Origin of the sequence: Vibrio sp. 10N.261.52.A1 (assembly GCF_002876325.1) — a bacterium.
Lineage (GTDB): Bacteria > Pseudomonadota > Gammaproteobacteria > Enterobacterales > Vibrionaceae > Vibrio > Vibrio chagasii.
The window spans coordinates 1-7,820 of sequence record NZ_MCYD01000665.1 but is presented as its reverse complement, the minus strand read 5'-3'; the positions used below and the strand labels follow the sequence as shown (position 1 = coordinate 7,820).

At 45.9% G+C, this 7,820-nt stretch carries 6 protein-coding genes; 5 read left to right on the top strand and 1 reads right to left on the bottom strand.

All coding sequences use genetic code 11. The features are described 5' to 3' along the window. The 3 genes from BCT81_RS12670 to BCT81_RS12660 form a co-directional block, all read left to right on the top strand. A partial coding sequence (locus BCT81_RS12670) for a PEGA domain-containing protein (protein ID WP_133152614.1) occupies positions 1-461 on the top strand: 461 nt, incomplete at its 5' end. A gap of 185 nt (positions 462-646) precedes the next feature. Continuing rightward, positions 647-2,479: a formylglycine-generating enzyme family protein gene (locus tag BCT81_RS12665; RefSeq protein WP_102424648.1), complete on the top strand. Its 1,833-nt coding sequence runs from the start codon at positions 647-649 to the stop codon at positions 2,477-2,479. Positions 2,480-2,854: 375 nt separating this feature from the next. Further along, positions 2,855-3,637: a helix-turn-helix transcriptional regulator gene (locus BCT81_RS12660; RefSeq protein ID WP_102424647.1), complete on the top strand. Its 783-nt coding sequence runs from the start codon at positions 2,855-2,857 to the stop codon at positions 3,635-3,637. A gap of 126 nt (positions 3,638-3,763) precedes the next feature. Here the strand turns inward: BCT81_RS12660 and pdxH are convergent, their stop codons facing one another. Continuing rightward, complete coding sequence (gene pdxH / locus BCT81_RS12655; RefSeq protein WP_102424646.1) at positions 3,764-4,399, bottom strand: pyridoxamine 5'-phosphate oxidase; 636 nt, start codon at positions 4,397-4,399, stop codon at positions 3,764-3,766. Between the two features lie 167 nt (positions 4,400-4,566). Between pdxH and BCT81_RS12650 the strand changes: the two genes are divergently transcribed. Next, complete coding sequence (locus tag BCT81_RS12650) at positions 4,567-6,435, top strand: ATP-binding protein (RefSeq protein WP_102424645.1); 1,869 nt, start codon at positions 4,567-4,569, stop codon at positions 6,433-6,435. A 52-nt stretch (positions 6,436-6,487) separates the two neighbouring features. Continuing rightward, a complete protein-coding gene (locus BCT81_RS12645; protein WP_102424644.1) occupies positions 6,488-7,801 on the top strand; it encodes a response regulator in 1,314 nt (437 codons plus the stop codon). The last annotated feature ends 19 nt before the right edge of the window (positions 7,802-7,820 follow it).

Below are 7,820 nucleotides of genomic sequence, written 5' to 3'. Positions count from 1 at the left end.
TACTTGAGCAGCTCACAGAAAGCACTCTGGCGAAGCAGAACTTGCAAGGCGTTCAGTTGAACATCCACGTTCAGGACAGCCAGCCAATCAAGAGCGGTTTCTCTGGCAACAACTCTTACTTCATGCAGATGCAAGCTCAACTGCAAGCAAAACCTGAAGCGGTTGCCGCATGTAACCTATTGAACGTTTCAACACGCTACTGTTTAACTGGCAGCGATGCGGCTGCAGTTAAAAAGAGCGACAAGAAATGGGCAAACGTAACCGTGCGTTCTGACCAATACAACGACTCTGTGACCATCAACGGTATTAAGTATGGCAGCACACCTATTGAGGTCGCGCTACCAAGTGGTCGTCATCAAGTAACTATCTCTAAACAAGGTTACGAGTCATACAACCGCACAGTTACCATCAACGGCAGCGACACTATCTGGGTTAAGCTTCTTCCTAGCAAAGAAAGCTAATTCCCTCAGTAGAAGATCGCTATACCGATTTCACAAAGCTGAATGAACACGCGCCATTTTGTTGATAGTTATAAACTGTTGATCGTTATAAACTTATACGGTCATGATAAACAATAACTGCAGACGAAATGGCGTTATCGTTTAGAATAGTCGATTAACCTAAATTACGATTGAAGTAGCCCATCATGCGCCAAGGTTTTCCCACTCTATTATTTGCACTTGCTCCCTGCTTAATGACACCTGCTGTTTTCGCTGAAGCAACACCACCAGCAATCACGGCCGCCTCTGTTACTGATCTTGAAAGTTCGCTTTTCGAAAAGCACGCCGAGTTAACGGCTATCGAAACGAAAGTCGCGGACAAACAAAATCAAGTCGATAACCAAGCACAGCAAACGGCACGTCTTGCTAAACTCTCTGTAGAAGCAGAACAAAAACTTGCAGCGGCCAAAGCAAGCCTAGAGCAAGATTATACGCGCATGATTGATGAGCCAGACTTCGATATCTCGACGGCTCAAAATCACTTCCAAGACGCATGGAAAACCGTGAAAGAAGGCAAACTTGCGGTTTCTGACTCAGAGCAGAAGCAGCAAGGTTTGGCTATGGAACTGGAAGCTATCCAAGCCGAGAAAAGAGCGACAGAAACAGCCATCGCGCAGCTAGAGCAAGACAAGCTAAGAGCAAGAGCCGATCGACTCAGAAACGAGATCACCCAAACACAAGAGCAGACGGTCAGCTTTACCAACCGCTGCAGCAGCGACATGACATTGGCGCAATGTTCTGATCAAACGGTAACACTAGCGCTTCAAAAAGCAGTAAAACAGTTCCAACATAGCCTCGTTGATAACACGACAGAATCGAAAACTGTCAAACAACACTTGGCATCGACATCACTGAATATCCACGTGCTACAACACAAGGTGACTTCCTCTGGTTTCTCAGAAGATAACCGATACAGAGCTGTGATTGCTGCGAATCTAGAAACTCGCCCGGATAAGAACACACCTTGCCGCCTACTTGGTATTCAATCGTATAACTGTTTCACGCAAACCGATCAACAAGCCAACGACCAACAAAAAGAGGTCGCTTGGGTCAACTTAGTGGTTCGCTCAAATCAGTACAACGACAAAGTGTTAATCAACGGCGTTAACTACGGCAGCACCCCTGTTGAAATCATGTTACCAACCGGCCCACACATGGTGACGATCGAGAAAGAAGGTTACCTTTCTTTCCACCAAGAGCTAAAAATAACTCGCGATCACAACCTAAGAGCGGTATTACAAGCCAAACAAAACACGTTAAACGTCGGTACCAAGTTTGCGGACCCGATGGAAGATAATACTCAGAGCCCTGAAATGATTGTGGTCGGCTCTGGTCGCTACCTGCTGGGTGAGAACAGTGCCAAGCAAGTGACAATAAAACAGCCATTTGCATTAGCCGCGACCCCGACACGTGTGCAAGATTTTAGAGCGTTCGTTAAGAGTACTGGCTATCAGACAGATGCTGAGCTAATGAACACCTGCGACACCTTCGCTAATGCCGAGATTACTTCAGTCTCCGACAATGACTGGCAAAAACCGGGCTTCAAGCAAGCTGACAACTCACCAGTAGTTTGTGTCAGTCAGAATGATGCGATAGCCTACACTCGTTGGTTATCTGAGAGCACTGGCTTCACGTATCGCCTTCCTACACCACAAGAGTGGGAGGCCGCAGCAAGAGCAGGTCAAGACACCAACTTCTGGTGGGGTAACGAATTCCGCACAGGTAAAGCGAATACAGGCTGGGCTGGTACACCTTGGTCAAACGTCAGTACGTCTCCTGTTAAATCATTCATGCCAACACCAACAGGCTTCTACGACATGGTCGGCAATGTATGGGAGTGGACAACCGTTCAAAAAGGCCTAGCCAAAGGTGGCGCGTGGAGCTTCTCTCCTGAAGAGGCCAAAGCATTTAACGAGCTATACGTTGCGCCTTCAACAGCAGCCAACTACCTCGGCTTTAGAGTGTTACGAGAGCTGTAAGCTCTCGATAGCTCACCCAGACTTTAAAATATTTACTCTAGGCTCTCATTTATCGCATTGAATCGTGTTTATAGGGGAATTCCCCCCTTATGTATAGGCACGCCTAGGAGTAAATTCGTCGATAGAGTAGTAAGTCACTCTGGGTATCTAACTGATGCCTCAGCTTAATTTACCTGACCCTCGTAAATTAAGCTGAAAATCTTCTACATGTCGACAAGGCATAACTTGTCTTTGGCCAGCCCCTCTTCAGGCTGGCTTTTTTTTGCCTATTGAACACGCAGTTCGCCGACCTATCATCCGTGAATCACGCAGTTATTCAGCACTTTGATTAACGAAAACTCACCCAGCCTTTTCTACACGTACTCCAACCTGTAATTGCCATTGCAGCGCAATAGTAAACTGATATCATTGCAACATCGCAACACACGAGAGAAAACTTTGCCAGAATCACTAAACCCCATACATCGTTCTTTATTCGAACAACTTCCAGGCTGCTGGGGCTGTAAAGATACTGACTCTGTTTTCGTATACGCAAACCTCGCTTACAACAAATTGATCGGTTTGAAGCCGGGCGAGAGTTGTACCGGCTTGACGGACTTCGATATGCCGAGCCAAACCATCGAATGCGCACAAGACTTTAGAGCGCAAGACAAGCATGTAATGGAAACGCGCTCGACGCTTAAAATCCTTGATATTCACCCCTACCCCGATGGACGCTGGCACGCCCATATCTTCACCAAAACGCCTTGGCTTGATGACAACGATAACGTACAAGGCACCATCTTCTATGGGCAAGAACTCACAGACACAGCGATTTTAGAAGTGGGTCACTGGGTGTGTCAGGCAACTTGCGCCAAAGACAATCAAGCATCAATCGCAGGCTCAACTCCGCGAGTGTCTAAACTGCAAAAGAAACTGACCTCACGTGAATCAGAAGTCCTATTTTTACTGCTTTTCGGTAAGAAGCCTCAATACATTGCATTGACGTTGAACATCTCAATCAAGACGGTCGAGGGGCATGTCGCTAGACTAAAGCAAAAGTTCGATGCACGTAGTAAGAGTCAGTTAATCGAGTATGCATTGGATTCAGGATTAGGCTCTGTGATTCCTGAAACCTTACTTAAGAAACAGATCTCAGTGGTTCTACACAGCGACTGATTAACGACTCCTAGCGCCCATAAAGATAAAAAGACAGACAAAAAAATACCGTTGATGTGGATGAACACAAGATCAACGGTATCTTCCTAATTTTACTGTCTTACTGCTGAGTCCAGCAGACTCAAACTATGGCGCTAGGCGATCAATGTCCCAGCTGTTGTCTTGGCGTGAGAACAAGAAGCGATCATGCAGGCGGTGCTCACCACCTTGCCAAAATTCAATGCTATCGACGCGCACTCGGAAGCCACCCCAGAAAGAAGGAACCGGAATCTCGCCTTTCGCAAACTTCTGTTTAAGCTCTAGATACTTGCCTTCTAAGATGCCACGTGCAGAGATACGGCTACTTTGCTTACTTGCGATAGCTGCCAATTGGCTCTCTTTTGGACGAGACGAGAAGTACTTCATGTTTTCCATCGCCGTCAGCTTTTCAGCCGTACCAGTAATATGAACTTGTCGCTCTAACGGATGCCAAGGGAAGTGCAAACTGATCTTGCTGTTGTGCTCAAGTTGCTGCGCTTTGCGGCTACCTAGGTTGGTGTAAAAAACGAAACCATCTTTATCAACATTCTTCAGCAAAACAATACGTTGGAATGGCTGTCCATTTTCATCAACCGTCGCCACTGTCATTGCCGTCGGATCCATCAACTTAGCTTCAATCGCTTGCTCTAACCAAAGGTTAAATTGGTCAATTGGGTCTGTGGCTAAGTCTTTACGTCTCAATCCACCCTGAGCGTATTCACGACGAATGTCTGTCAGTTCCATTTGGTTGCTCCTTTTAATTTTTTTGTGATTCTGCGCCGTAATCCTTTGAAACACAAGTCTAAGCCTTGGTTTTGTCTCATTGAAGGTGCTCTGTGTTAACGAGATCTCGGTACGCTAACCGTCATATTGATAGTCTATATGTAAACTGATTGTAACTTGAGTTTCTCGTGTCTAAAAAACTGTCTAACCTGATCACGCCTTTTGTATTTTTCTCATTGATACTGGGAACGGCAGGGCTAACTGCTACTCACTTTTTGGCAGGTCAATACCAAGAGCAAGTTGTCACACAACAACTCAATGAAGCGGCGAACAAAGCCAACCTCCAGATCGATTCTGAATTGGATAAGTTCAAACAAATACCTGACTTGCTCAGCCACGACCCGCGCTTGCTGTCTTACTTCGATGAGTCGCCACAGGCGGATAACATCTCCACAGCTGAACTCAACACCTTGTTATTCGAGTGGTCGGGGCAAAGCCAAGCCGATACCATCTATATCCACGATCCGAGCGGCACAGTGGTTGCGTCAAGTAACTATCGAAAGCCTCGAACTTTCGTTGGCGAAAACTTCGCGTTTCGCCCCTACTTTGCCTCTGCAATAAAAGGCCATAAAACCCAATATGTCGCACTCGGCGCTCGCTCTGATGTGCGAGGCTATTTCTTATCTTCACCACTTTATATCGACGATGACATCGTAGGCGTCATCACGGTGAAAGTAAGCTTAGAAAACCTAGAAAACATTCTAACTAGCGACGAATTTGAGATTGTGGTGCTTGATTCCAACCAAGTGGTATTTCTCTCTAGTCAGACACCTTGGCTTTATCACTCATTGCTACCATTAACGGATCAACAGCAGCAAGATATCGCAGCGCAACGCCAATACGGTCAAAACAAAATTTCGATCATTGATGCGTTTAACTCTTCGAGCCAAACAACCGATGCAAGCAAAGCGCTTACTGCAAACCAGTTATTTAAACTTGGAAATTTTAACCTTTACCCTGCCGCTACCAGTGACAACCAGTACCAAGTTGTGGCTATCAAGGACACAAGATCCGAACTGCTCAAGGTGCTGCAGCTCGACGTTATCTTCATTGTGATTTACAGCTTAGTCATGCTGATTGCTTGGTCGTGGCGCCAAACCTACCTCGCGAAAGTGGCACTTACTGAACTCAATCAGAACCTAGAGCAAACCGTAGATAAGCGAACTCAATATCTGAAGCAATCCAATCAACAACTTCAACAGACACTCTTTCAATATCAAGAGTCTCAAGTGAAGTTAAAACAGACAGAGCAAGAGCTAACGCAAACCGCTAAGTTAGCCGTACTGGGTGAGCTGTCAGCCAGTATTAATCATGAAATTAATCAACCACTTGCTGCGCTTAGAACCTATAGCGAAAACAGCGTCAAGCTGCTTGAGATGGGACGTTCAGACTTAGTAAAAAGTAATCTGGATAAAATGATCGTGCTAAACACCTCGATTACCGAGATCATTGCACGCCTTAAGGTATTTACGCGCAAGGTAACCAAGCAAGAACATCATGTGGCGAGCCTGCATCACGCGATCAACAACGCCACCAGCATTCTCAGCGCACTGATGATCAAACAAGGCATCACGCTCAAGTTAAGTACCGTGCCAGATGACATTAATATCGCGATTCACCCAACAGAGCTTGAGCAAGTGTTAGTTAACCTGATGCACAATGCGACTCAGGCACTTTCTCAGCAAGCCGCACTTCAAAACGACTTGGAAACTCAAGAAGGGAATCAACCAACCTTTCCTCAAATTGGCGTAGAGTGGCAGCTTAATAATGATGCTTGCCAACTGATCATTTGGGATAACGGGATTGGTATCGCCAGCGACAAACTGGAACAGTTATTCGACCCATTTTTTACTACTAAGCCTGAGGGGTTAGGGCTCGGACTTTCGATATCGAAGCGAATCATTGAAGCCTATCACGGCACGATCAGCGCAACTCAGCGCGAGCCTTCAGGCATGGTATTCTCTCTGAATATTCCACTGTACCAAGATAAAGGCTAACAGCCTGTTATTAAAAGCTTTCCCAACATTAAGGACTCAACACTTGCACTCTATGCCTAAACTCTACTTTGTCGATGATGAACCCGCGATTCGTGACTCGGTAGAACAAGCCATGCTCATTGAAGGTATCGATATAGTCTGCTTTCCGAATGCCATCGAGGCTCTCAAGCAGATTAACATCACGCAAGCAGGCATTGTGATCACCGATATTCACATGCCAGTGATGGATGGCATTCAATTTACACAGAAGCTGTTGAGTCAAAATCCGAATTTTCAAATCATTGTTCTTACTGGTCACGGTGACGTGCAAACCGCCGTTTCTGCGATGAAGTCCGGCGCTTATGATTTTCTTGAGAAACCGTTTGTTGTTGATGCGCTATTAACGGCAGTCAAAAAAGCAGCCGATAAACTCGCTTTGGTTGAGGAAAACAATCTACTCAGAAAAGAGCTTGCGATGCAAAATCAAGTGGGCCCAAAGCTGATTGGCCAGTCTCAATCAATGCAGGCATTACGCCGCGAATTGATCACCTTAGATTGCAAACAGAATCCACTGTTACTGTTTGTTGGCGACATAGGCACAGGCAAACGAATTACCGCGCAGTACACTCACGATTTACACAGCCATCCCACCGCTGAACTTTGTCCGATTGCTGCGTTTAATTTGCCAGGCAATGACGAAGCGACATTTCACCAATTTGTCTTACAGCTCTTTCACAAACATCAAGGCGGAACACTCTACATCCATGAAACAGAAGCATTAACTTCTGATCAATGGCAGTGGTTGGCGGCTTTAAAACCGATTCTGCTTCGAGAAAACTCATGTAAGAAAAATGCAACTTGTATCATTGTCGCAACTACAGTGGTTCCTACTACAATTACAAGTGAGCTGCGCCGATTTGACTTACTGCCTTTGGCGCAACGAACAGAGGATATTGGCTCTTTGTTCAAACACTTTGCTCGAGGTGCAGCAAGTCGTTATCAGTTGCCTCCGCCGGTAATCACAGAAAAAGAGATTCAACGCTTGATAGCCACTCACTGGGGCGAAAACATTCGCCAGCTTCGTCAACATGCCGAGCTGCGCGTGCTAACTCAGGTGAAGCAACCAGCACTCGACAATCAAGAGTCAGGTCAAGCAGACAGTCCAGAACAAGCGGATGACGGTTCGCTAGACGTCAATATTGAAGAACAACAACAGTCATTAAGCCAACGTACCGACAGCTTTGAACAAATCCTCTTGATAGAAGCACTGCATCGCCATCAAGGGCGCTTAAAAGACGTACAACAAGAGCTGCAAGTGTCGAGGAAAACCCTCTATGACAAGCTAAGAAAGCACCAACTCGACAAAACAGATTTCAAAAACAGATAAGAGTTAAAAAATATATAGA

Coding starts and splice junctions, on each gene's coding strand:
- BCT81_RS12665 (WP_102424648.1), top strand. CDS start 647: ATGCGCCAAGGTTTTCCCACTCTATTATTTGCACTTGCTCCCTGCTTA.
- pdxH (WP_102424646.1), bottom strand. CDS start 4,399: ATGGAACTGACAGACATTCGTCGTGAATACGCTCAGGGTGGATTGAGA.
- BCT81_RS12645 (WP_102424644.1), top strand. CDS start 6,488: ATGCCTAAACTCTACTTTGTCGATGATGAACCCGCGATTCGTGACTCG.